This is a genomic window from Mesorhizobium sp. M5C.F.Ca.IN.020.32.2.1 (assembly GCF_004023105.1).
GTDB lineage: Bacteria > Pseudomonadota > Alphaproteobacteria > Rhizobiales > Rhizobiaceae > Mesorhizobium > Mesorhizobium wenxiniae.
Genome location: NZ_RZSX01001319.1, coordinates 1 through 1,131, shown reverse-complemented (window position 1 = coordinate 1,131; position 1,131 = coordinate 1). Strand labels below are relative to the sequence as shown.

Genomic DNA, 1,131 nt, shown 5'->3' with positions numbered 1-1,131 from the left:
GAATCAGGACGCGCCGCCCGTCAAACGAATAGACATCCTGAGATGTGATCGCGCGGATTTGGCCCGGAAGATCGCTGACGATCGCGGTCTCCAGAATGCCCGGGATTAGGGTGCCTTCAGGCACCAGCGCGTCGATGCGTTTGATCTGCTTAGCCTTTGCCGACCGATCAGCCAGGCTCGACGCGGCCGCAAGGAATTTGCTGTTGCGGTCCTCGCCCGCGACACTCAGACCGTTGCCGTCGGCGCCACCGAGGCCACCGGCGGCGTCCTCCTCGCGAGCCGTATCCAACGATATCAGCTTGGACCTGTAGCGCTCCGGAAATTCCTCAGGCGGCGGCTCAGCTGCCGGTTCCGTAGGCGGCGCCTGGACGACTTCAGGCGGAGGCGGCACGTTAAATGTAGTCGTGTCGACCTTCTCCTGTACCGGCTCGGGAGGCGGCGGGATGTTGATCACATTAGGTTCGGGTTGCGGTGCGGGCTTCTCATCCTCGCGCACGAACGACGGCGGCCGGAACGTCGTGGTCCGGAATTCTTCGTCGCCTTCGGTTATGTCGCGAGGTGTTCCCTTTGGCGTGGCAAGGACAAAGTAGGCCGCCACGGCGCCGCCGATGAGCAAGGCCGCTCCGCCGAGGAGCTGGTTGCGCTTTGCGTTCTTGTTGCTGACGGCCGTGTCGTCGGCCGACATCATGGCCTCAAGTTCGGGTGTCCGGTTCATTTGTTGCCGCTCCTCCAGCGCTTTTTGGCGACGCGATCAGGAGCCGGACCGAGGATGTCGGGATCCGGAGCGCCGAAATCAGGCTTCCGAAGGTTGAAGATGCATGTCCATTGATTGCCATCACGCAGCGTGTATTGGGTCGCAACACCGTCAAGGACGAGGTATTCCCCTTCCTTGCGGAAATTGCGCAGCGTCTCGGAAAAATCCGACTGCACGGCGAAGATCGCCGGCACACGTCCGGTGAATTTGAAAAAGGTCTTCTTGCCGTCATCGAAAACCATCGACGGCTTCAGCTGCGCGTCCCCCGAAAACGAATAGTCGATGTTGACGTTTGCCTTGTCGATGTTCGAGATATTCGGATTAGCGGCGCGGTACTCAGCTTCTTTGCGCAGAGCCGCATTGAGGTCCTTTTCGGG

The 1,131-nt window shown here is 60.6% G+C and carries 2 protein-coding genes; both read right to left on the bottom strand.

Annotated features, from left to right (window positions below):
• Positions 1 to 715 (bottom strand): TrbI/VirB10 family protein (locus EOA86_RS35635; RefSeq protein ID WP_281035735.1); only part of this gene is annotated, 715 nt, incomplete at its 3' end.
• A partial coding sequence (locus EOA86_RS35630; protein ID WP_164892368.1) for a TrbG/VirB9 family P-type conjugative transfer protein occupies positions 712 to 1,131 on the bottom strand: 420 nt, incomplete at its 5' end. The genes EOA86_RS35635 and EOA86_RS35630, both read right to left, overlap by 4 nt.